Below are 23,399 nucleotides of genomic sequence, written 5' to 3'. Positions count from 1 at the left end.
ATTTTTGGGCAACCAACGCTGCTGCGGCCTGTTTGGCGGTATCGGTTATTTTTCGGGCGGTTGCTTTTGCCTTCTCTGCTTCGCTATGTTTCTGCACCTGCCGGCAGCAGTATGTTCCGTTGGCTGTCGATCCCGTGATATTTTCGCAGAACGCACTTTGCCTGATTCCAAAAGTTTTCAATACCGTTGGTATGATTTTTTCTGTCTGTAAAAAATTGCGGATGATTGATGCGGTCGTGGATAAGTTCACGCACATAAAACACATCACAGCACTTTTGGCCGTCCTTATAAACAATCAGACATTATTTTCCTTTTAATGGCAGGTAACAAAGTTTTTATTTGGTGTTTTCTACCACAACAGTATAACCCCTTCTTTGTCGTTTTAAGATACCAAACACAGTCACTTTTCCTGCGGCTCTGAGACCGCATTTGCCTTTATACTGATGGCCGGAATAACGCTCATCCAACCCGGCAGAACCGCTGAAAACCCCATCGGCTTGAAGTTCTAAATGGCAGGCTGTGACTTGGCGGATTTTGCGGCATAGTCGGATTGGCTTGGATGCCCGAAATACCGGCGGCGGAACGGGCAGTTCGTTCCAATACAGGAACTGAAGCCGTTTCTTTGGGATACGCTTTTTTAATTTGCAACGGCTTATCTTCATTTTTGCAGCCCATCATGACTGATAATCTACGTCAGCCCTAGTTTTATCGTAGACAACAGGCAGATAAAACAGCGCGGGTAATAAAGCTTACTACATCCGCTATAAACCACCTAAACCTCATTATGCATCAATAGAAGAATGCTCAAAAACTACCCATGAAACGGCTCATAATATAGTGGCCAGATGTTTAAAAGCTTCGTTTGCGGGATGAGGAAGACGTTTAACTTATTTTTATCTTTCAGAAGACCTTTTTGTAATTGGTTTGGCGTAAACTGTTGTGTCTCAATAGTGAGAATAAATCTTATGTATCAAGGTGAACGTTTTAATGCTTATAGCCATTTAGTGGGCGCGTTGCTGGCGTTGACCGGAATGGTATTATTGATTGTGAAGGCGGTTGGGAATTTTGATCCTTATAAACTTGCCAGCGCGATTACTTACGGTGTATGTTTGCTGCTCTTATATTTGGGTTCGACGCTGTACCACAGTATTCCGCAGCCGAAAGCGAAGGCAGTATTGCAGAAGGTGGATCATTGTATGATTTACCTGTTGATTGCGGGCAGCTATACACCGTTTACGCTGGTGACGCTTAAGGGCGGCTGGGGTTGGTCGCTGTTCGCTGTGTCATGGGGGTTGGCTTTATTCGGGATTACTCAGGAACTGACGATTGGGCGTAAGAGTGAGAAACGGTTGTTGTCGCTAGTGATTTATGTGGTGATGGGCTGGTTGATTTTGGTGGCAATGTATCCGCTGGCAATGAGTCTGTCTGCGGCCGGACTGTTTTGGCTGGCTTTGGGCGGCGTGTTGTACAGCGTCGGGATTTACTGGTTTGTCAACGACACTAAAATCAAATACGGCCACGGCATTTGGCATTTGTTTGTGATGGCCGGCAGTTTGGCGCAGTTTATCTGTATTTATTTTTATGTGTTATAGTTTTCAGACGGCCTGTATGAAAAACCTCTCCGCTTATCGGAGAGGTTTTTGTTTGGCGGCTATTGCTGATCGTGGAATTCGTATTGATAAGACAGCGCTTGGCCGGATTTTGTTTGTGCCAAATAATCATCGTACACCGCGCGGATTTCTTTACGCAGCAGGAACAAGGCGATTAAGTTGGGAATAACCATAAAGCCGTTGAACATATCCGACAAATCCCACACTAAATCGACTTTGCCCAAAGTACCCAACACAATCGCAATCAATACGAGTGTGCGGTAGAAGCCCAGATGTTTGCCGCGGAACAAAAAGCGGATGTTGGACTCACCAAAATAATACCAGCCGATGATGGTGGTAAACGCGAAGAAAGTTAGACACACGGCCAGCAGTTGGCCGCCGAAATCGCCGAAGGCGATAATAAATGCCTGCTGTGTCACGGCTGCGCCTTTTAAGCCTAAGGTATTGGCATCGGTGAGCAGGATAATCAGCGCAGTGGCGGTGCAGACCAATAAAGTATCGATAAACACGCCGACAAAAGCCGCCATGCCTTGCTGAACAGGATGTTTTACGTTGGCTGTGGCATGGGCATGCGGAGTCGAACCCATACCGGCTTCATTGGAAAACAGGCCACGGGCCACCCCGTAGCGGATGGCTTCGCGCATACCGATCCCGGCAGCACCACCCAAAACGGCACCGGGGTCGAAAGCCGCGACAAAAATATGCTGAATCATCGGGCTGATGTGTGCCGAGAATTGAAACAGAATCACCACCGCACACATAATGTAGATCACCGCCATAAAAGGTACGACAAACTGCGCGACATTGGCAATACGGTTCACCCCGCCAATGACAATCAAACCGGCCAATACCGCCAATGCAATACCGACGGCCAAAGCCGGAATGTCAAACGCCACGGTTACTGCCGAAGCAATCGAATTGGCCTGTGTGGCATTGCCGATAAAGCCTAAGGCAATGATGATGGCGATGGAGAAAAAGCCCGACAAAAAGTGCGCGGCAGGACGGCCGATTTTCGGCGTTAAGCCGTGGGTGATGTAAAACGCCGGGCCGCCTATGTATTTGCCGTGGTTGATAACACGGTATTTTTGAGCCAACACTGCTTCAGAGAAAACCGTCGACATGCCGAACAAGGCCGAGAGCCACATCCAGAAAATTGCGCCCGGCCCGCCGGCTGTAATCGCAGTAGCGACTCCGGCGACGTTACCGGTACCGATTTGGGCGGAAATCGCCACGGCCAAAGCCTGAAATTGAGAAAGGGATTTTTGGTCTTTGCCGGCACTATTCTTTTTGCTGAACAAACCGCCGAAAACCGATTTAAATCCCGCGCCGAGTTTGGTAATCTGTGGCACACCTAAATAAACCGTGAAAAACAAGCCGATGCCGATTAAAGCGTACATCAGCAGGTAATCCCACAGCACCTTATTGACCGCGCCCACCAACGCAGACAATGCTGCTTCCATAATAAACCTCGAAAAATAAAAAGTTAATCAACGTGCGGCACACAGCGGCAACTACTCCGCTTCAATCCCTGTGTATTACCGCAGGCGAGCAGGCCGTTGGCAGGACAGGGAGCCGAATGCTCTTTATACAATTTTTTAATAAAGAAACATTTTCGGCATCATACGCCAAGTTCGGATGTCAGAAAATACACATCCTGAATGGATATAACTAAATTTAACATTAAATTGATATATGCCAAGCATGGGGATAGGCCGTCTGAAAGTTTTTGGCAGTAAAAAACTTATGATAAAATGTACGTTTGCAGAATAAAATGAATCTTGTGTTTCCGTGGTTGATTAAAATAAGAATGAGTTGGGCCACCCTTATTTTAACCGGCTAGTATGTGGAATCAAATAAAGAATTGGTACAGGGCGGCCTGCTGCAGGCGGTACAGAAGATAAGAACGGCAAGGTAGGCTGCTGACCGTACCGGTTTTATTTTTATAGTGATTTCACGATAAACGCAAAAAATCGAAAGGAATTCCACATGGCAGGCCATAGTAAGTGGGCGAATATCCAGCACAAAAAAGCGCGTGTTGATGCGCAGCGCGGAAAAATTTTTACCAAACTGATTAAAGAAATCACCGTTGCGGCCAAATTAGGTGGCGGCGATCCGGCAGCCAATCCGCGTTTGCGTTTGGCGATGGACAAAGCATGGGATGCCAACATGCCGAAAGACAACGTGCAACGGGCGGTTGACAAAGGCACAGGCAATTTGGAAGGCGTGGAATACATCGAATTGCGCTACGAAGGCTACGGCATCGGCGGCGCGGCCTTGATGGTTGACTGCATGACTGACAATAAAACCCGCACGGTGGCTGATGTGCGCCATGCATTCACCAAAAACGGCGGCAACCTCGGCACCGACGGCTGCGTGGCATTTAACTTTGAGCACCAAGGTTATTTGGTATTTTCCGATACCGACGAAGATGCTTTGATGGAGGCGGCTTTGGAAGCAGGCGCGGAAGACGTGGTTGTCGATGAAGAAGGCATGATTGAAGTGATTACTGCACCAAACGACTGGGCGGGCGTGAAAGCCGCATTGGAAGAAGCCGGTTTCAAATCGGTTGACGGCGACGTGACCATGCGCGCGCAAAACGAAACCGTGCTAACCGGTGAAGATGCGGTCAAAATGCAAAAGCTGCTTGACGCGCTGGAAAGCCTGGACGATGTGCAAAACGTTTATACTTCGGCCGTGTTGGATTTGGAATAACCCCATTCTCCAATGATAAAAATGATAAAAGCAGACTGATTTCAGTCTGCTTTTTTGGTTGGCCATGAGAAGGCTGTCTGAAAATATTCAGACAGCCTCGTATAATTATTTAATCGCGGTCATGGCGGCTTTTAAACCACATGAACCACACCAATAATATGACAAACCCAAAATACAAAACACTCCACACCGGCAGGGTAACGCCGAATACGTAATCCGGTTCGGCGCAATTGCCGAAGCCGCGCACAATAGGTTCATACCATTCAAACAGCGGCCAGTCGCGTAAGCGGAATGTCCACGGTGCGCCACAGGCAGGTGCGGTGCCTGCGGGCAGGCTTTGAATCCAGATTTGATAGATGGCCACGCCCATGCCGTAAAGCGCCGGAATGCTGACCAATAATGCGCTGATGGTACGGGTGGTTACAGAAAGCTGGCGGTTGAATGCAGTCAGCAAAGCAACGATGCCGACGGCCAAAACCATCAAACGCTGTACGATACACAACACGCAGGGGTTCATGCCAACCATGTATTGCAAAATAAACGAGCCACAGGCAGAGGCGGCGGACATCGCAACGATGCCCCATAAAGTTGAGCGGAATAAGTTCATAATCTTAAAGCCGTTTCAGACGGCCTGTTTAAATAGTTAACCGTGTTTTTATTATAATGCTTCGTGTGTGATAATGAAATCGAATATCCAATCATCAAGCCGTCTGAAAGTAAAGCGGTGGGTTTGAAATACAGCTTTCCAGACAGTCTTTATTATTTTCGTTTAGGCATCAACCAGTTCCATTGCTCGCGCAAGGTGTTTTCCAAGGCTTGCTGTTTTTCTTGCGGTGTTTCCAAGCCGTCGGTTAATTGGGTGTAATCCAAGGTAATCGAAGGGTTGTGTACCGGGCCTTTGATTTTCAGCGGAACAGGGCGTGAGTCGGGATTGCGGGCATTGTAGATTAAGAGTTCTTCTGACAATTCCTGTTTTTCCAAATTGGTGAAACCGCTGCTGATGACGCGTACGCTGTCGGACAGTAATTCGGTGTTGATGTGGTGGCTTACGCCTTTTTCAATCACGCTGTTCAGCGAAAAGCGGTGAAACGGCGTTTGCAGCTTGTTTTCCATGTCTTTTTTAATGTTACCGTTTTGCAGGATATTGTTTATGTCGATGCCATGCCATGCGCCGTCTGAAACATTCAGGCTGAGCGTGCCGTCTAAAGACTGCAATATGCGGCGGCGGTCTTGGCCTTTGAAAGTCAGGTTAATCACCGTATCGCCTGTGCCGCTGAAACTGTGAAAGCCGAACAAATCCTGCAGCAAAGGGCGGATTTGCACGCTTTGTACGTTTTGCTGAAAATGATAGGAAATCGGCGTAGTGTTGGCCATGCTGATGCTGCCTTCAGTGTGGCCGCCATACAATCCGGCCTTGAAATTGGTGAAGACGATGTGTTGGCGGTTGGCCGAAATCAGCGTTTCGACATTATCCAACTGCAAACCGGGAAAGCTCATGTTACCGATTCTGACCTGCGCTTCGATGTTGGGCAGATTGTCGTCATTGAGAAATTCGGGGTAAATATTGCCCGATTGCGCTTCCAAATCTTCCCAGTAGGGCGAGAGGGAGAGTTTCTGTAAGGCGAGACCGGCTTCAAGCAGCGGCACTTGTCCGGCTTCATTGCTGTATTTAATGGTGAGTGCGGCCGGCTGGCGGTCTAAATAGCCGTTGAATTTTCCTTGCCAATGCCTCCAATCGGTCATGCTGAAGCTGCCGTCCAACAAGCTGATGTAGCGCGGACGTAGTGCATGGTTGACCATATCCTGCATGCTGGCGATGTGGATGGCATCGGATTTCAACCCATCGGCTTTTTGCCAAACCAAGGGACCGGAAACCGAAATATTCGTCTGCAACCGTCCAATCCTATGATTGGCATTGAGTTTGAAACCTGCCAAAGAAGCTTTGCCGTTAAGTAGTTTGGCTTTATCCAGCTTCAACGAGCCACTCCATTGGTCGGCTTCATTGCCTGCAGTAAATGCGCTGTGGAAAGTATCGACGTACACGTGATCGGTGTTGAACGTGAGCTGGGGCACTTGTGCGGTGAGGTGGAAACTGCGGTAGGAACTGTCGGCACGCAAAGTGAACTTGCTTGCTTGCAGCAGGCCTTGTTTTGTTTGCCAAGCCAGTGCGCTGTCGGCCACGACTTTGATGGTTTCATCGTTCAGACGGCTTTCTGCGGTTAGGCGGAATGCCGGAATTTTCCAGTCGTTGGCCGCCGCTTCCAATAAGCCCGTGCCTTTCCAAGAAATAGGCATTCTGCCGGAGTTGAAATTACCGGTCACGCTGAATTCGCGCTTTCCCGAGTCAGACTCTTTGGTATTGAGGCCGAGTTGCTCAATCAGGTATTCGCCGCTAATCAGGCGCAAACGCAGCGTGCTGTTTTCAATAATCAGGCGGTTGAAGTTGGTATGGCGCCTTTGCTGCCAAATATCCTGTAAGCTCCATTTGCCGTCACTTGTGCGCTGTAAAGTGGCATTGGCCCCGGAAACCACCCATTTTTCAATCACAGGGTCATCGGTCCACAGGCTTTGCCAGCCCAGTCCGATACGCATTTCTTTGATATGGATGGCGGCGGCGGTGCTGTGCGGTTGGCTGATGATGAGATTTTTTAAGGTGATGGTCGGGCGGGGAAACAGATTGCGCTTGATGCTTTCGTCGAAACGGATAGTGCGTTCGGTTTGCCCCAAATTTTCTTGGGTGAATTGGTGAATGCGTTCGGCGCTGAGAAAATGGTAAACTGATGCATACAGGCTGACAAACATCAAGAACGATACCAGCAGACCGAAAAATGCGATTTTCAGCCAAAATTTTCCTGAATTCAGCAAGCGGTTTATCATGATGATGAAAGCGTAGAGTCAAGCGTAAAGTATAACACACGGTGAATGCAGGATAATGAGAGACAGATAATTTATCGGTTTTTAACAATATATATGTTTTGTTTACCTAGGTATAAGAAATAACCGGGTTGTTTACAACCGTTTGAGAAATGATGCCTGCCAGATTTCAAACGGCGTATTACCTTTCAAGCGCTTATGCGGCTTAACCAGATGATAAAGATTGACAAAGCGGCACAACGCTTCCTGTGCTCCTTATTCCGGAACGTACATTTGTGCAGCGGTACGGTTGGGTAAAACAGCCGCATAAAGTTCCCGGGAACAATTATCAATGGTGGCAAGCAGATAATCTTCCGGGTCGGTTGCTTTTTGGTTTTGCCGCAAAGGCAGCCGTTTGGTATCGAAATGAACCATTTTGCCGAGATAAGATTTATTGTGGCGTTTGGCTGGTTTGAAACGTGGTACTTTTTTGAAGCGTAAGCAGCGGCAGGTAGGCGGCTTTAAGCATACGGTAGATGGGTACCTACTGACGTTGTATTGTCCGGCAAGGGAGGTAACGGGTATACGCCCTCCGGATGACTTGACGGCTATGCGGGGTAGGACGGGTGTTTTTATGGATGCCCATATCAGTATTGTCTTCATAAATACTTAAAATAACGCCAGCTTTGCTTACGACAATGTAATTTAAGAAATAGATTTAACTGCTTCTGGCACAGCCGGATTAACGGCAGCCAGTGTCCGAAGTGCCAACAACCCGTTCCCCAAACTGCGGCACCGTATTTGCTGACGAATGTGGGAAGCAAACCCCGTTTTCAGATATCACCGAACCGGATGGGCCTTATTCCGGTGCCAGACGCATCCGTGGCAAACGGGCTCGGGGAGCCGGTGGAAAAACCACCGTATTGGGCATATTGGAGCGTGATGACAAGGTCCGTACCGGAACCGTACCCGGTGCTTCAAAAGTCATGCTGCAAAAGGTTATCCGGGGCCATCTCCCTATCAAAGGCGTTACCAATACCGGTGGCCGGCGTGGTTCTGGTTGATATGGGCTGTGAAAAACACTTCCGTGTCCGTCACGCAGGTAACGGGCTTGCCGGAGGGGTTCGGCATATCAGCGGAATGGGGTCATTTTGGGCTTATGCAAAAAACAGGATGGTTGAATTTAACGGCGTATCCGGACGGACGTTTTATTGGCACCTGAAAGAAACGGAATTCCGCTTTAATCACAGACATGATAACCTGTATGCAATTTTGTTGGAAATGTCACGGAATATGCCTTTGGATTAGATTTTCTTCCTGAGCCCCTATGATTTTAAGCTTCAACAGAATTATTTTGAAAAACGTTTGCCACCCTTTAGCTGCTGTTCATATTGGCTGACATAATCAGCTTTAGGCAAACCGGCCAACACATGGATATGTGCTGCTGCCGATTTGGCCAACGGCTCGAGTGTGTAGCCGCCTTCCAATACTGAGACAATTTTTCCGTTGCAGCTTGAGGCCGTCTGAACGATTTTATCGGTCAGCCAGGCAAAATCTGCCTCATGCAGATTCAGACGGCTTGTTTCCTCGCGTTTGTGCGCATCGAATCCGGCGGAAATCAACACTAATTCTGGTTTAAATTCTGCCAGCTTGGGCAGCCATGCTTCTCTGATCACAGAGCGGAAGGCGCGGCTGCAGGTGCCTGTGGGGAAAGGTGTATGAATCATATGCGGATTGCGCCCTTGCCGGCTTTCAGGAAGCACAAACGGGAACAAATCTTTTCCAAACAAGTTGAGAAACATGACGCGTGGATCGTCTTTGAAAATTTCCGCCGTGCCGTCGCCGAAATGGATGTCGAAATCAATCACCGCTACCCGTTGCAGGCGGTATTCGGCAATCGCGTGCATTACGCCTACGGCGACATTGTTGATTAAGCAGAACCCGCCGGCTTTGTCGGAGTGCGCGTGATGGCCGGGCGGCCGCACCGCACAAAAAGCGTGACAGGCTTTTTTGTTCATGACCATATTGACTGCCTGCACTACTGCGCCCGCCGCAAAACGGATGGCCTGCAGGGAGCCGTGGCTCATTATGGTATCGTCGTCAATGCGGTAGATTTTGCCCTTTTGCGGCTGATGGTTTTCCAAAAAGCGCAGATATTTGCGCGGATGTACCAAGGCCAACTGTTTGTCGCTGATTTCCTGTGCTTGCGCGGTTTGCAGCTTCGGCCAAATATTTTGGTTTTTTAGTTCGGCTTCGATGGCAACGATGCGTGCAGGGGATTCAGGATGGTATAGGCCCGGCTCGTGTTTGGCAAAAATAGAATGCGATATCCACAGGGTGCGGGCGTTTTTTCCCATGAGTCTTCGGATAAACGTGCGTAAGCGGCTGATGAGTTTCTTCATATGCGGGCGGGTTTGCAATAAAGTGGGCTTCAGGCCGTCTGAAATTTCAGACGGCCTGTCTGATAAATATGGTTAATAAGTACGGAAATACTTGGAAAATTTGCAGACGGCCTTTAGAATAGAGCAATTTTGGGGCTGACCCAACTGAAATTTCAGTCCTGCTTTTCAATTGACAACGATTATAGAACGGAAAAACTATGGAACAAAGTATGTTGGTTCAATTTGCACCACTCGTCCTCATTATGGTGGTGTTTTATTTCCTGATTATGCGTCCGCAACAAAAGAAATTCAAAGCCCATCAACAAATGCTGTCTGAATTGAAAGTCGGTGATAAAGTGGTATTGGCTGCCGGTTTCAAAGGCCGCGTGACGCGTGTTGGCGAGCAGTTTTACAGTGTGGAAATCGGTCGTGGCGTGGACGTGGAAGTTGACCGCAGTGCCATTGCCAGTAAAGCCGAATAAGATTGATTGCTGCACATTGATTGCTGCACAAGCCGCCTCATTGTGAGCGCGGCTGTTTGTCTTTAAGAAAAACTGAAGGTTTCTCATGAACCGTTATCCTTTGTGGAAATACCTGCTGATTGCGTTCACGATTATCTTGGCGGTGGTTTACGCACTGCCCAATTTATTCGGCGAAACGCCTGCGGTGCAGGTATCAACCAACCGACAATCTATTGTCATCAACGAACAAACCCAAAACAGGGTCGAATCTGCTTTGAAGGCGGCCAATATTCCGACAGACGGCATGTTCATTGCCGATAATTCGCTGAAAGTGCGCTTTAAAGATGCCGAAACGCAGCTGAAAGCACGCGATGTCATCGAAAATACCTTGGGCGAGGGCTATATTACTGCGCTCAACCTGCTGGCTGACAGCCCGGAGTGGATGGCGAAAATGAACGCCAATCCTATGTTCTTAGGTTTGGACCTGCGCGGCGGTGTGCATTTTACGATGCAGGTGGACATGCAGGCGGCGCTGCAGAAGACATTTGAGCGTTACGCAGGCGACATCCGCCGTGATTTGCGCCGTCAGAAAATCCGCATCGGTACCATCCGACACACGGACAGCAGTCTGACCGTGCCTTTCCAAGATGCTGCGGATGTGCAAAAAGCTTTGCCGCAATTACAGAACCTGTTGCCTGAAACCACGCTCACGCCTGAAGGCAATCATGTGGTGTTGACGCTGTCTGAAGCGGCAGTAACCAAAATCCGTACCGATGCGGTAAAGCAAAACATCACCACACTGCACAACCGTGTGAACGAATTGGGCGTGGCTGAGCCGGTGATTCAGCAATCTGGTGCCGAGCGTATTGTGGTTCAGTTGCCGGGTGTGCAGGATACGGCGAAAGCAAAAGACATTATCGGCCGTACTGCGACTTTGGAGGTACGCATGGTGGAGGACGATCCGGTGATGGTCAATGCGGCTCTAAACGGCAATGTGCCGAGCGGCTACGAATTACTGTATAGCGCAGGCGAGCATCCGCAGGCAACTTTGGTGAGCAAGCAGGTTGAACTGACCGGCGATAATATTAACGACGCCCAACCAAGCTTCGACGAAATGGGCGCACCGGCCGTGAGCATTAACTTAGACGGTACAGGCGGCACAATTTTTGCCGAACTGACTTCGCAAAACGTCGGCAAACGCATGGCCATGGTATTGATTGACCAAGGTAAGGCTGAAGTGGTGACTGCGCCGGTTATCCGCTCTGCCATTACCGGCGGCCGCGTGCAGATTTCAGGCAGCATGAGCAGCGCAGAAGCCAACGATACTTCATTGCTGCTGCGCGCCGGTTCGTTAGCGGCGCCTATGCAAATTGTGGAAGAGCGCACCATCGGCCCGTCTTTGGGTAAGGAAAACATCGAAAAAGGCTTTAATTCGACGTTGTGGGGCTTTGCCGCTGTTGCCATATTTATGGTGATTTATTACCGCCTGATGGGTGTGTTCTCTACTATTGCTTTGAGTGCCAATATTCTGTTTTTGATTGCGATTCTGTCTGCCTTGCAAGCAACATTGACTTTGCCGGGCATTGCTGCCTTGGCCTTGACTTTGGGTATGGCGATCGACTCAAACGTATTGATTAACGAACGTATCCGCGAAGAATTACGCGCTGGTGTGCCGCCGCAGCAGGCGATTAATCTGGGTTACCAACACGCTTGGTCAACGATTGTCGATTCCAACCTGACCTCGCTGATTGCCGGTATTGCTTTGCTGGTGTTCGGTTCAGGTCCGGTACGCGGTTTTGCAGTGGTGCACTGTTTGGGTATTGTGACTTCGATGTATTCGTCTGTGGTGGTATCGCGTGCGCTGGTGAATTTGTGGTATGGCCGAAAACGGAAACTGCAAAGCATTTCCATTGGTTCGGTTTGGAAACCGGAGCCGGTTGCCTCGAATACCGTGGCAGATAAGGAGTAAAACATGGAATTATTCAGAATCAAACGCGATATTCCATTCATGAGTTACGGTAAACTGACTACGTTTGTTTCGTTGGTCACGTTTGTTGCAGCAGTATTTTTCTTGGTCACCAAAGGCTTGAATTTTTCGGTGGAATTTACCGGCGGTACCGTGATGGAAGTGCAGTATCAGCAAGGCGCCGATGTCAATCGGACGCGTGAAAAACTCAATACCCTGAATTTGGGTGAGGTGCAGGTACAAGCCTTGGGAACCACCAAACACATCATGATCCGCCTGCCGAACAAAGAAGGCGTGCCTTCGGCGCAGTTATCGAATCAAGTGATGGATTTGTTGAAGCAAAGTAGTCCCGATGTGACTTTGCGCCAAGTGGAGTTTATCGGTCCGCAAGTCGGTGAAGAGTTGGTGACCAACGGTTTGCTGGCTTTGGGTATGGTGGTGATCGGTATCATTATTTATCTGTCGATGCGCTTCGAATGGCGTTTTGCCGTGGCGGCGATTATCGCCAATCTGCACGATATTGTGATTATTCTCGGCTGTTTTGCGCTGTTTCAATGGGAATTTTCATTGACCGTATTGGCCGGTATTTTGGCGGTATTGGGTTATTCGGTGAACGAATCGGTGGTGGTGTTTGACCGTATCCGTGAAAACTTCCGCAAACCGGCTATGCGCAACCATACCGTGTCTCAGGTGATTGACAACGCGATTACCGCGACTATGAGCCGTACCATCATTACCCACGGCTCGACTGAAGCGATGGTGTTGTCGATGCTGATTTTCGGCGGTGCTGCGTTGTACGGTTTTGCCTTGGCTTTGACCATCGGCATTGTGTTCGGTATTTATTCGTCGGTTTTGGTGGCCAGCCCACTGTTGCTGATGTTCGGCCTCAACCGCGAAAATATTTCGAAAACACCGAAGAAAAAAGAAGAAGTGGTGGTGTAAACGCCGTCATGTTTTCAGACGGCCTTGTTTGATAATAAAGCCGTCTGAACGAAAACGCGCTGATTTTCAGCGTGTTTTTTTGTGTGTTCAGTCTGCATGATTATTTGGACACGGTTATACCGGGTTTTATAACTGATTATAATAATGGCTACATTGGGTAGGTCGGATTCTTGAATCCGGCATTTGCTTAAAAAAATAAGGAAATCGTTTAAATTCAGGGTAAAGTTTGCAGATGTCGGATACAGGGTATCCGACTTACCCCGAGTGTTCATCTTTAAGCTAATCAGCTATATTTGAATTTCATTTTTGAGGTTGGGAATATGGTATGCGGGTTTGGAAAGTGTGAAAGAAAAATAAAAAAACTGTGCAATTAAAATGTGTATTTGCATGGATTTTGCGGTGTATCAAATTTATATTACTGATTCATAAAGGATTGCTTGCCAGCGTAAGGGTTTTTAAACATAATACCTCGGATGTCAAGCTTATTGCAGTTTGTGCGTTACGAAAGATAACATGATTTTAAACGAACCAAACTCCCATTTCTAACACAGATTTCAACCCGAAAGTTTAACCGACAGGCCGTCTGAATACAGGTGGCATCGGCTGTAAATGTAAATAAAATAGCAAACATACTTTTTCAATTTTTATACTTATACTTAGAGTGAGGACTTTTTATGAATCAATCCAAGCTTCTTTATTGGTCTGTGACTGTCGCATTAGCAGGTTTTCTGTTTGGTTTCGACACGGTGGTGATTTCCGGTGCCGACCAATCATTGCAGAGTATGTGGGGCAGCCCGCCTTTATTTCACGGCCTGGTGGTGATGTCGTCTGCCTTGTGGGGTACGGTTATCGGTGCGCTTTTCGGCGGCATTCCAACCGATAAATTCGGCCGTAAGAAAACGCTGATTGTTATCGGTATTTTGTATGTGGCCAGCGCCTTGGGTTCGGCCTTGGTATCCGATCCTTATCTGTTTGCCTTCTTCCGCTTTATCGGTGGTTTGGGCGTGGGTGCTTCGACCATTGCAGCGCCGGCTTATGTGACCGAAATCGCACCGGCTGAAAAACGCGGCCGTTTGGTGGCGATGTATCAGTTCAACATCGTATTTGGTATTTTGATGGCGTATTTGTCCAACTTCATTATCAGCAACATGGATTTTGGTGAACAGACTTGGCGCTGGATGCTGGGTATCGAAGTGATTCCGGCCTTGATTTATACTTTGATGGTGTTCGGTGTACCGATGTCACCGCGTTGGTTGGCCATGCAAGGCCGTTTGAAAGAAGCGGAAGCAGTGTTGGAGCAAATCAATCCGAATGCCGATGTAAAAACCTTATTGGAAGCCAATCAGGAGGAAGGTCGCAAACACGAAAGTATATGGCTGAAAAAATACCGTTATCCAGTGATTTTGGCCTTTTTGATTGCCTTTTTTAATCAAATGTCAGGCATTAACGCCTTTCTGTATTACGCGCCGCGTATTTTTGAAATCGCCGGTTTGGAGCAAAATGCCGCCATGTTGAGCAGTGTGGGTATTGGTATTATCAATCTGCTGTTTACCTTTATCGGTTTGTCACTGATTGATAAATTTGGCCGCCGTCAATTGATGTATATCTGTTCATTCGGCTATATTGTATCGTTGGGCTTGGTATCGATGGCATTCTTTATGGGTTGGAAAGGTATGGCGGTACCACTGTTCTTCTTCCTGTTTATCGCCGCACATGCTATTGGCCAAGGTACCGTGATTTGGGTGTTTATTTCTGAAATTTTCCCGGGTCATCTGCGTGCGCAAGGCCAATCTTTGGGCAGTTCGACCCACTGGGTATTGGCTGCTGCGATTCCGGCTGCCATTCCGTTCTTATTCGGCAGCGTCGGTGCGGCATGGGTGTTCGTATGCTTCACGCTGATGATGGTATTGCAACTGCTGTTTGTGATGTTTATGATGCCGGAAAGCAAAGGCGTTCCGCTGGAAGAATTGGCTAAATCGTTAATTAAGGAAGATTGAGAATGAAAGTAACCAGTTTCGGTGAAGTACTGTGGGACGATTTCCCTGGCGGAAAAGTATTGGGTGGTGCGCCGTTGAATGTAGTGGTCCGTCTGAAAGCCTTGGGTGTGGATGCCAGCATCATCAGCTGCCGAGGCGACGATGAAGCTGGGGAAGAATTACTACATCAGATTCTGAGTAAACACGTCAATACCGACTTGGTGCAGATTTGTTCTGATCAGGCGACCAGTTTGGTGAAGGTATCGCTAGACAAAAGCGGCAGTGCTTCATACGAAATTGTTTACCCTTGTGCTTGGGACCGTATTCAAATGAAGCCCGAAGCTTTGCAGCGTGTGGCCGAATCCGATGCCTTTATTTTCGGCAGTCTCGCCGCGCGTGACGAAGTTTCCCGCACAACACTGGAACAGTTGCTGGAACAAGCAAAATTTAAGATTTTCGATGTCAATTTGCGCAAACCGCATTACGATACCGACCGTCTGTTGGCGACCATGAAGAAAGTAGACATGGTAAAATTGAATGATGACGAATTATATGAATTGGCCGGCGTGTACGGTTCGCCTTATCATTCTATCGAACAGAACATCGTTTATCTCGCCAAACTCACTGGTGTGGAAATTTTGGTGGTTACTCTGGGCAGCCATGGTGCGGCACTGTATCGCGACGGGCAGCTTTACCGCCACAGTGGCTTTCGTGTCAAGGTGGCTGATACCGTCGGCTCGGGCGACAGCTTTCTGGCCGGATTGACATACAAACTTTTGAACAATGCCGATCCGCAGGAAGCCGTCACCTTTGCGTGTGCATTGGGTGCCTTAGTGGCTTCCCACCATGGTGCGACACCTGAAATTTCTTTGCAGGAAATCGAAACCTTTATGAATCCGGCGTGATTTTCCAGTATCAAATAAAAGGCCGTCTGATTTCAGACGGCCTTTTATTATGGATTTACCAATATGTTACAAACGAATCCAAGTCAGTATTTTTCGGACCACCGGTTTCTCCGTCGGACGTGCCGACCATAATCAGACCGACGATTTTGTCTTTTTCGCCGCAATGGAAAGCTTCGCGCAAAAACGGGCTGTTGGTCCACAGGCCGGTAATCCAAACGTTGTCAAAGCCTTGAGCGGTGGCGGCCAGTTGCAAAGCATAGGCCGAACATGCTGCGCTGAGCATTTGTTCCCATTCCGGTTTGGGTTTCGGCACATTTTGATTCGGTGCAAAAGTGACGCCAATCACCATCGGCGCCATATGGCCGACTTTTTCTGCTTTTTGCATGGATTCTTCAGAAAAATTCAATTCGGTCACGGTTTGGCGTAAGAGTCCTCGGAATCGGGTTAGTCCGGTTTCGCTTTGAATTACGGTAAATTTAAACGGACGCATATTGCCATGATCCGGCACTTGGGTTGCGGCCTGCAGCATGATTTTCAATTGTCCGGCATTAGGGGCGGGGGCGGCCAATTTTTTAGATGAGCGTCGGGTGGTCAATAATTCTAGGGCATTCATGAAGGGTTCCTGTATTTTGACGGTAAATGGTTCTTTATAGCACAAAATATTTTCCGAAGCGAATACGTGGTTTGACATGAAAACATAAAGAAAGCCGTCTGAATATTTCAGACGGCTTTCTTTATGATGAAATCAACCGTAGCGGCGTTGGAAATCCTGCATGAATTCTACCAAGGCTTCGACACCGGCCAACGGCATGGCGTTATAAAGGCTGGCGCGCATACCGCCGACGGTTTTGTAACCTTTGAGCAAGCGTAGGCCGCGCAAATCAGCTTCTTGTACAAACAATTTATCCAGTTTGCCGCTGTCTGTTTTAAACACCACGTTCATTTTGGAGCGGGCGTTGGCGGTAATTGGATTGATATAGAAACCGCCGCTTCCGTCGATGGCATCGTAAAGCGTTTCCGCCTTGATGTTGTTGACTGCTTCGATAGCTTTCACGCCGCCCTGCGTTTGCAGCCAGCGGAACACCAGGCCGGAAATGTAAATCGGGTAGGTTGGCGGCGTGTTATACATGCCGTCCTTTTCGATGTGGGTACGGTAGTTGAACACGCTCGGGATGTTTTTCGGGCAACGGTCGAGTAAGTCTTCGCGGATAATTACCACGGTTACGCCCGCCGGGCCGATATTTTTCTGCGCACCTGCATAAATCAGGCCGTAATCGGCCACATTGAATTCACGCGACAAAAGCTCGCTTGACATATCGCACACCAAAGGCGGCATGCCGTCTGAAAGCTTAGGCACGTTTTGATACTGCAAGCCGTTGACGGTTTCGTTAATGGCAAAGTGAACGAAAGCCGAGTGGTTAGAAATTTCCCAATTATCGGCATCCGGCAAATCTTTGTAGTCAAATAACTCGCCGCCGTGTGCCGCAATATGTACCTTGACATCGGTTAAAAGCGGCATTTGCTCTGCAGCCAAACGGCTCCAATTGCCCGTTACCACGGCATCGATGCGTTCGAAACCGTGTGCCAGATTCATTGCCGTCATATTAAACTGTGTGGTTGCGCCGCCTTGTAAAAATAGCACTTTATAATTATTAGGAATGTTTAAAAGCCGGCGCAAATCTTGTTCGGCATGATGCAAAATCGACATGAACATATCGGAGCGGTGGCTCATTGCCATCACGGGAAAACCGGTACCGCAATAATCCAGCATTTCCTGCTGGGCGGTACGCAAAACGGCTTCAGGCAAAACAGCAGGGCCGGCGGAGAAATTATAAATTGGCTGGGCAGACATGGCGTGTTCTTCGTAAGAATAAGGAATGATAAGGCATTTGATTTTAGAGTTTGCCATCAGGGTTAGCAAGCATTTCGGTAGCAGATAAACGCATGCTGAGGCCGTCTGAAAAATAATCTTTATTTTAAATGATTGTTTATGATAATATTTTTGAAAAATTTTATTAGGCCGTCTGAAAAATAATTTGTGGGGTGTTGATGGCAATCAAAGCAGATGAGTAAAGGCGGCGAGCCTGAAATGAAAAAAGGCAAGTGAAATCAATGCTTTTATTTTGCCTTCAAATGCGTTATAATACGGCAATTTTTCGAATTGATAGAAAAATGGCCGGGCGGCCATTTTTTTGTTTTTATACTTTGGAGTCGCATGGATATTCAGAATATTCTTGATAAAACCCTGCCCGGCTTAGGCTGCGAGCTGGTGGATTTCGAGCTGACTGCGCAAGGCGATTTGCGTGTGTTTATTGATAAACCCGACGGTATTACCGTGGAAGACTGTGCCACGGTCAGCAACCATTTGAGCCGAGTGTTTATGGTGGAAGACGTGGATTACAAACGCTTGGAAATTTCCAGCCCGGGTTTGGATCGTCCGCTGAAAAAAGCTGCCGATTTCGTCCGCTTTGCCGGTGAAAAGGCCAAAATCAAAACCCGTTTGCCGATTGACGGACAGAAAAACTTTATCGGCCGTATCGAAAAATGTGAAAATGATGTGGTGACTCTTGCTTTCGACGGTAAAACCGCTGACATTGAAATCAGTAATATCGACAAAGCCCGTCTGCGTCCTGAATTTAAATTTTAAACATAATACATAACGGAGATTCTGAAGATGAGTCGTGAGATGTTACAACTTGCCGAAGCCTTGGCAAGTGAGAAAAACGTAGAAGCGGAAGTGGTATTTCAGGCTTTGGAGTTCGCATTGTCAACTGCCGCCAAAAAGAAAGCCAACCGCGAACATATGGATGTACGCGTGGAAATCGACCGGGGTACCGGCGAATACCGCACTTTCCGCCGTTGGTTGATTGTGGCCGATGAAGATTACACTTATCCGGACGTGGAAAAAACCATTGAAGAAATTCAAGAAGAAATTCCGGATACCGATATCCAAATCGGCGAATACTATGAAGAGCAGTTGGAAAACGAAGGTTTCGGCCGCCAAGCCGCCCAAACAGCCAAACAGATTATTCTTCAACGCATCCGCGATGCCGAGCGCGAGCAAATCCTGAATGAATTCTTGCAACAAAAAGAAGACATCGTTATGGGTACGGTGAAGCGGGTTGAAGGCCACGGCATCATCGTTGAATTGATTGCTGGTAAATTAGATGCCTTGATTCCGCGCGATCAAATGATTCCGCGTGAAAACTTTCGCAGTGGTGACCGCATCCGCGCGCTTTTTGTGCGTGTGGAAGAAATCGGCAATACCGGCCGCAAACAAGTGGTTCTAAGCCGTACTTCCGGTGAGTTCTTGGCAAAGCTGTATGAGCAGGAGGTACCTGAAATTGCCGACGGTTTATTGGAAATCCGCGAAGTTGCCCGCGATCCGGGGCAACGTGCGAAAGTGGCGGTTAAAGCCAATGACCAACGTATTGACCCGCAAGGAACCTGTATTGGTGTGCGCGGTTCCCGTGTGAATGCCGTAAGCAACGAATTGTCGGGCGAGCGTATTGATGTGGTGTTGTGGTCGTCTGAAACCGCACAATTTGTCATTAACGCCTTGTCACCTGCCGAAGTCAGCCGAATTTTGATTGACGAAGACAAACACGCTGTCGATGTGATTGTGGCAGAAGACCAATTGGCATTAGCCATCGGACGCAGCGGTCAGAATGTGCGCTTGGCATCGGATTTGACCGGCTGGCAGCTCAACATTATGACCGTAAAAGAAGCAGACGAGCGTAACGAAGCAGAAGATACCGCTATCCGCGAACTGTTTATCAGCCACATGAGCATCGATGCCGAAACGGCAGATGTTTTGGTGCAAGAAGGCTTTCAAACTCTAGAAGAGGTGGCTTACGTGCCTGCAGCCGAGTTGCTGGAAATCGAAGGCTTTGACGAAGAAATCGTCGAAGTTCTGCGTAACCGTGCACGCGACGCCATTCTGACCTTGGCGATCGTATCTGAAGAGAAACTGGCTGATGTGTCGGAAGACATGCGCAATTTGGACGGTTTGGATTCGGATATGCTGCGTGATCTGGCGCAAGCCGGTATCATCACGCGTGACGATTTGGCCGAATTGTCTGTGGATGAATTGATTGAAATTACCGGTGTCACCGAAGAGGAAGCTAAAAAAGTGATTATGGCTGCGCGTGAACATTGGTTTACCGAAGAAAGTAACTGAAGGGGGTAATAGATGAGTAACACAACCGTAGAACAATTTGCCGCCGAAATGAATAAACCCGTCGACGTATTATTGAAACAATTGCACAGTGCCGGTGTCAACAAAAGCAACGGCAGCGACTCCTTGACTTTGGAAGATAAGCAGCTATTGGCTCAATATCTGAAAAAGCAAAACGGTAGCGACAATGCGACAATCAGCATTACCCGCACCAAAAAAGAAGTCAGCACCGTTGACGGCGTTAAAGTAGAAACACGCCGCCGCAGCCGTGCAGTCAGTATTCCTTCTGCTGAAGAAATTGCCGCTGAAGCCAAAGCCAAGATGGAGGCGCAAAAAGCAGCAGATGCTGAAGAAGCCAGAAAAGTGCAAGCTGAAAAAGAAACTGCCGAAAAGGCCGTTGCCGAACGTCCAAAAGCCGAAGCCGAAGCCGAAGCAGCACGCTTGAAAGCGGCGCAACAAGCCAAAGCGGGAGAGAAAAAAGCCGTTGGGCAAGCCGTGAGGCCGTCTGAAAGCAATGTGGGCGAAAAGGCTAAACCTGCGGCGAAACCAAAACAAGACAAGTCTCAGAGTAAAGTTAAGGAAGCACCGAAAAAGGCAGCACCGGTGCCTGAAGCGCCTAAGCCTGTGGTGAGTGCTGCCGAGCAGGCCGCGCGTGATGAAGAAGCCGAGCGGGCAGCCAAATTGCGTGCGGCCCAAGAAGCCTTGTTGCGTGAAAAACAAGAGCGTCAGGCGCGCCGTGAGGCCGTGAAGCAGCAGGCCGCTCAAGAAGCCAAAGCCGCCAAAGAAAACAAATCTGCCGGATTGCGTACGGCCAAACCGTCCAAACCGGCTGAAAAGGCCGATACTGGAGACAAAGCGGTTAATCCGGCTCGAGCCAAAAAAGACGAACGCCGCACTCGCGATGATGCGGATGCCCGTCCGCGCGGTGGTAAAAATGCCAAAGGCGGCCGCAATCAAAGCGGCGGACAAGACGAACGCGTCCGAGGCGGAAAAAAAGGCAAAAAACAACTGAAATTGGAACCGAACCAACATGCATTCCAAGCACCGACCGAACCGGTTGTGCATGAAGTATTGATTCCGGAAACCATTACCGTGGCCGATTTGGCGCACAAAATGGCAGTCAAAGGTGTGGAAGTGGTGAAAGCCTTGATGAAAATGGGCATGATGGTGACCATCAACCAATCCATTGACCAAGATACGGCGCTGATTGTGGTGGAAGAACTCGGCCACATCGGCAAGCCGGCCGCAGCCGACGATCCGGAAGCATTCTTGGATGAAAATACCGAAGTGGCGGTAGCAGAATTGCTGCCGCGTCCTCCGGTAGTGACTGTGATGGGTCACGTGGACCACGGTAAAACCTCGTTGCTTGACTATATCCGTCGTGCAAAAGTGGTGCAGGGCGAGGCTGGTGGTATTACCCAGCACATCGGTGCCTATCATGTGGAAACCCCGCGCGGTGTGATTACCTTCTTAGATACTCCCGGTCACGAAGCATTTACTGCCATGCGCGCGCGTGGTGCCAAAGCAACCGATATCGTGATTTTGGTAGTGGCAGCCGATGACGGCGTGATGCCGCAAACCATCGAAGCCATTGCCCATGCGAAAGCAGCCGGTGTGCCGATAGTGGTTGCTGTGAACAAAATCGATAAAGAAGCAGCCAATCCCGAGCGTATCCGTCAAGAATTGACTGCGCATGAAGTCGTGCCGGACGAATGGGGCGGTGATGTTCAGTTTGTTGATGTTTCTGCGAAAAAAGGTCTGCACATTGATGCGTTGCTTGAAGCCGTCTTGCTGGAAGCCGAGGTGTTGGAACTGACCGCACCGGTAGATGCACCAGCCAAAGGTATCATTGTCGAAGCCCGTTTGGACAAAGGCCGCGGCGCGGTTGCAACCCTATTGGTACAAAGCGGTACACTGCGCAAAGGCGACATGCTGCTGGCCGGTACGGCCTTCGGTAAAATCCGTGCTATGAGCGATGAAAACGGCAAAGCGATTAACGAAGCAGGTCCGTCGATTCCGGTGGAAATTTTGGGTTTGTCTGACGTGCCTAATGCCGGCGAAGATGCCATGGTATTGGCCGACGAGAAAAAAGCGCGTGAAATCGCCTTGTTCCGTCAAGGCAAATACCGCGACGTCCGCTTGGCGAAGCAACAGGCAGCGAAGCTGGAAAACATGTTCAACAATATGGGCGAAAGCCAGGCGCAATCGTTGTCTGTCATTATCAAAGCCGATGTTCAAGGTTCTTACGAAGCCTTGTCAGGCAGTCTGAGAAAACTGTCGACCGACGAAGTAAAAGTCAATGTGTTGCACAGTGGTGTCGGCGGGATTACCGAGAGTGACGTCAACTTGGCCATCGCTTCCGGTGCCGTGATTATCGGCTTTAACGTACGTGCCGATGCGTCCGCACGTAAACTGGCTGAAAACGAAAGTGTGGAAATCCGCTACTACAACATCATCTATGATGCCATTGATGATGTGAAAGCCGCAATGATCGGTATGCTGGCGCCTGAAGAAAAAGAACAGGTCACCGGTACCGTGGAAATCCGTCAAGTCATCAGCGTATCCAAAGTCGGCAATATTGCAGGTTGTATGGTGACCGACGGTGTGGTAAAACGCGATTCGCACATCCGCCTGATCCGCAACAACGTGGTCATTCATACCGGCGAGTTGGCTTCGTTGAAACGCTACAAAGACGACGTCAAAGAAGTGCGTATGGGTTTTGAGTGTGGTTTGATGCTCAAAGGTTACAATGAAATCATGGAAGGGGACCAGCTCGAATGCTTCGACATTGTCGAAGTAGCGCGTTCGTTGTAATCGTTCGTTGTAATTTGTAATGATGAAGTAGCGAATATCAAAGACTCTTACATTTGCCTGACAAGTGTAACGTTCCACCAACAGAAAAAGGCAGTATGCGGTAGCATACTGCCTTTCCCGACAACAAAAATCGCAACATGGCCGACACGCAACTGACCGCAAGGCAACGACTGCATTTCCGGACACGACCGCAAGCAACCCCCCAGACAGACCGCACAAACCATCCTCCGCCGCCAGCCGCAAAATCAAAGCAGAACATACCGTTACCGACAGGCACAGCAACACAGCGGCGCCGGAAAGAAAAACAAAACCGCACGGGAAATGACCGCTGCCGCCAAACAGGCTGTTGCAGGGCCGATTACCCGGAAGTACTGCCCCGAACAGGTCTGCGCCGCCTCCAAACACAAAGGCATCAAACCGCAGCACCGTCATCCCGCCGAAGACCGTAAAACGGCGGCAGCCTTTACACCCGCCGGCGCGCCATCTCCGACCCCCTGGCAGGGAAAAACACGGGATTATGAGATACCGGCCGATTTGTTTTTAGTGGCTCCTGCAGCCGGCATTTGAGTGTTGCACTTGAAATGCGAATGTAAGAGGCTTTT

Annotated in this window: 19 protein-coding genes and 1 pseudogene; 12 read left to right on the top strand and 8 right to left on the bottom strand. The window is 48.9% G+C overall.

Going from position 1 to position 23,399, the window contains the following annotated elements; all coding sequences use genetic code 11:
• Positions 1-125: 125 nt before the first annotated feature.
• Positions 126-662 (bottom strand): annotated as a pseudogene (locus C7N83_RS16870) (transposase); the annotation flags it as partial.
• 303 nt (positions 663-965) lie between these two features.
• Between C7N83_RS16870 and trhA the strand changes: the two are divergent.
• A complete protein-coding gene (trhA, locus tag C7N83_RS01000; protein ID WP_106739964.1) occupies positions 966-1,592 on the top strand; it encodes a PAQR family membrane homeostasis protein TrhA in 627 nt (208 codons plus the stop codon).
• 59 nt (positions 1,593-1,651) lie between these two features.
• Here the strand turns inward: trhA and C7N83_RS00995 are convergent, their stop codons facing one another.
• Positions 1,652-3,070, bottom strand: coding sequence for an alanine/glycine:cation symporter family protein (locus C7N83_RS00995; RefSeq protein ID WP_106739962.1), 1,419 nt, complete (start codon positions 3,068-3,070; stop codon positions 1,652-1,654).
• Between the two features lie 526 nt (positions 3,071-3,596).
• Between C7N83_RS00995 and C7N83_RS00990 the strand changes: the two genes are divergently transcribed.
• Positions 3,597-4,322, top strand: coding sequence for a YebC/PmpR family DNA-binding transcriptional regulator (locus C7N83_RS00990; protein WP_106739961.1), 726 nt, complete (start codon positions 3,597-3,599; stop codon positions 4,320-4,322).
• Positions 4,323-4,431: 109 nt separating this feature from the next.
• Here C7N83_RS00990 and C7N83_RS00985 read toward each other — a convergent pair whose 3' ends face one another.
• The 3 genes from C7N83_RS00985 to C7N83_RS00975 form a co-directional block, all read right to left on the bottom strand.
• Positions 4,432-4,929 (bottom strand): disulfide bond formation protein B, encoded by a 498-nt coding sequence (locus C7N83_RS00985; RefSeq protein ID WP_106739959.1) that lies wholly within the window; start codon positions 4,927-4,929, stop codon positions 4,432-4,434.
• A gap of 152 nt (positions 4,930-5,081) precedes the next feature.
• Positions 5,082-7,187: an AsmA family protein gene (locus C7N83_RS00980; RefSeq protein WP_245911079.1), complete on the bottom strand. Its 2,106-nt coding sequence runs from the start codon at positions 7,185-7,187 to the stop codon at positions 5,082-5,084.
• Positions 7,188-7,451: 264 nt separating this feature from the next.
• Positions 7,452-7,838: a hypothetical protein gene (locus C7N83_RS00975; RefSeq protein WP_245911078.1), complete on the bottom strand. Its 387-nt coding sequence runs from the start codon at positions 7,836-7,838 to the stop codon at positions 7,452-7,454.
• A gap of 92 nt (positions 7,839-7,930) precedes the next feature.
• On the opposite strand from C7N83_RS00975, the gene C7N83_RS00970 reads away from it, so the two are divergent.
• On the top strand, positions 7,931-8,239 hold the full coding sequence (locus C7N83_RS00970) for a hypothetical protein (protein ID WP_106739957.1): 309 nt from the start codon (positions 7,931-7,933) through the stop codon (positions 8,237-8,239).
• Positions 8,240-8,524: 285 nt separating this feature from the next.
• On the opposite strand, the gene C7N83_RS00960 is transcribed toward C7N83_RS00970, so the two are convergent.
• Positions 8,525-9,577 carry a histone deacetylase family protein gene (locus tag C7N83_RS00960; protein WP_106739954.1) on the bottom strand — a complete coding sequence of 351 codons (1,053 nt, stop codon included), beginning with the start codon at positions 9,575-9,577 and terminating at the stop codon, positions 8,525-8,527.
• 197 nt (positions 9,578-9,774) lie between these two features.
• Between C7N83_RS00960 and yajC the strand changes: the two genes are divergently transcribed.
• The 5 genes from yajC (at position 9,775) to C7N83_RS00930 (ending at position 15,806) form a co-directional block, all read left to right on the top strand.
• A complete protein-coding gene (gene yajC, locus C7N83_RS00955; RefSeq protein WP_106739952.1) occupies positions 9,775-10,038 on the top strand; it encodes a preprotein translocase subunit YajC in 264 nt (87 codons plus the stop codon).
• 85 nt (positions 10,039-10,123) lie between these two features.
• Complete coding sequence (secD, locus tag C7N83_RS00950; protein ID WP_106739951.1) at positions 10,124-11,986, top strand: protein translocase subunit SecD; 1,863 nt, start codon at positions 10,124-10,126, stop codon at positions 11,984-11,986.
• Positions 11,987-11,989: 3 nt separating this feature from the next.
• Positions 11,990-12,925, top strand: a complete 936-nt coding sequence (gene secF, locus C7N83_RS00945; RefSeq protein ID WP_106739949.1) for a protein translocase subunit SecF — start codon at positions 11,990-11,992, stop codon at positions 12,923-12,925.
• A gap of 674 nt (positions 12,926-13,599) precedes the next feature.
• On the top strand, positions 13,600-14,922 hold the full coding sequence (locus C7N83_RS00935) for a sugar porter family MFS transporter (protein ID WP_106739945.1): 1,323 nt from the start codon (positions 13,600-13,602) through the stop codon (positions 14,920-14,922).
• Between the two features lie 2 nt (positions 14,923-14,924).
• A complete protein-coding gene (locus tag C7N83_RS00930) occupies positions 14,925-15,806 on the top strand; it encodes a carbohydrate kinase family protein (RefSeq protein WP_106739943.1) in 882 nt (293 codons plus the stop codon).
• A gap of 55 nt (positions 15,807-15,861) precedes the next feature.
• On the opposite strand, the gene C7N83_RS00925 is transcribed toward C7N83_RS00930, so the two are convergent.
• Together C7N83_RS00925 and serC are read right to left on the bottom strand one after the other, a co-directional pair.
• Positions 15,862-16,419 carry a nitroreductase family protein gene (locus C7N83_RS00925; RefSeq protein WP_106739971.1) on the bottom strand — a complete coding sequence of 186 codons (558 nt, stop codon included), beginning with the start codon at positions 16,417-16,419 and terminating at the stop codon, positions 15,862-15,864.
• A gap of 132 nt (positions 16,420-16,551) precedes the next feature.
• Positions 16,552-17,658, bottom strand: coding sequence for a phosphoserine transaminase (gene serC, locus C7N83_RS00920; RefSeq protein WP_106739969.1), 1,107 nt, complete (start codon positions 17,656-17,658; stop codon positions 16,552-16,554).
• Between the two features lie 363 nt (positions 17,659-18,021).
• Here serC and rimP point away from each other — a divergent pair, with 363 nt between their 5' ends.
• The 4 genes from rimP to C7N83_RS00900 all read left to right on the top strand — a co-directional run bounded on the left by rimP (position 18,022) and on the right by C7N83_RS00900 (position 23,364).
• Complete coding sequence (gene rimP, locus C7N83_RS00915; protein WP_106739941.1) at positions 18,022-18,453, top strand: ribosome maturation factor RimP; 432 nt, start codon at positions 18,022-18,024, stop codon at positions 18,451-18,453.
• A gap of 27 nt (positions 18,454-18,480) precedes the next feature.
• The gene (nusA, locus tag C7N83_RS00910) at positions 18,481-19,986 is read left to right on the top strand and encodes a transcription termination factor NusA (protein ID WP_106739938.1); all 1,506 of its coding nucleotides are present in this window, start codon (positions 18,481-18,483) and stop codon (positions 19,984-19,986) included.
• A 12-nt stretch (positions 19,987-19,998) separates the two neighbouring features.
• The gene (infB, locus tag C7N83_RS00905; RefSeq protein WP_106739936.1) at positions 19,999-22,797 is read left to right on the top strand and encodes a translation initiation factor IF-2; all 2,799 of its coding nucleotides are present in this window, start codon (positions 19,999-20,001) and stop codon (positions 22,795-22,797) included.
• Between the two features lie 321 nt (positions 22,798-23,118).
• Complete coding sequence (locus tag C7N83_RS00900) at positions 23,119-23,364, top strand: hypothetical protein (protein WP_106739934.1); 246 nt, start codon at positions 23,119-23,121, stop codon at positions 23,362-23,364.
• Positions 23,365-23,399 lie beyond the last annotated feature (35 nt).

It is taken from the genome of Neisseria iguanae (genome assembly GCF_003013245.1).
Classification (GTDB): Bacteria; Pseudomonadota; Gammaproteobacteria; order Burkholderiales; family Neisseriaceae; genus Neisseria; species Neisseria iguanae.
The sequence above is the reverse complement of the archived record's forward strand: the minus strand, read 5'-3'. Positions and strand labels throughout refer to the sequence as shown.